At 44.9% G+C, this 379-nt stretch carries 1 protein-coding gene; it reads right to left on the reverse strand.

All coding sequences use genetic code 11. The features are described from left to right. A partial coding sequence (locus tag H5125_RS21845) for a transposase (RefSeq protein ID WP_182745519.1) occupies positions 1–379 on the reverse strand: 379 nt, incomplete at both ends.

The following is a 379-nucleotide window of genomic DNA, read 5'->3' on the forward strand; positions in this document are numbered from 1 at the left end:
GCAGGCAAGTTGTATTGGCTGTTGGTGTTAACCACATGACCTTTGAGCATGGCACCGTGACGAACAATTTTCATTCGTCGACGTAATAGGTCACGGGCAGCGCGCATTTCGCTGGGGTAATCGTAGGCTATTGGGAAATTACCGCCACGCAGTAATGAGGCAATTTTAAAGGAATCGACTTTATCATTCTTGGTTTTACCGCCGTGAATCGCCTTCATATAAAGCGCATGACCTAGTACAAAATCAATCCCAAGTTCAGCACACCAATCTGACACCCAATACCAGCAATGCATGCACTCAACGCCGACAATCACATTGCCGATATAGGGTTCTAGTATGAGTAATAAGTCATCTTTGCTGGCACCTATCTTTTTATGAA

It is taken from the genome of Shewanella sp. SR44-4, from assembly GCF_014163715.1.
In the GTDB taxonomy this organism is placed as follows: Bacteria; Pseudomonadota; Gammaproteobacteria; order Enterobacterales; family Shewanellaceae; genus Shewanella.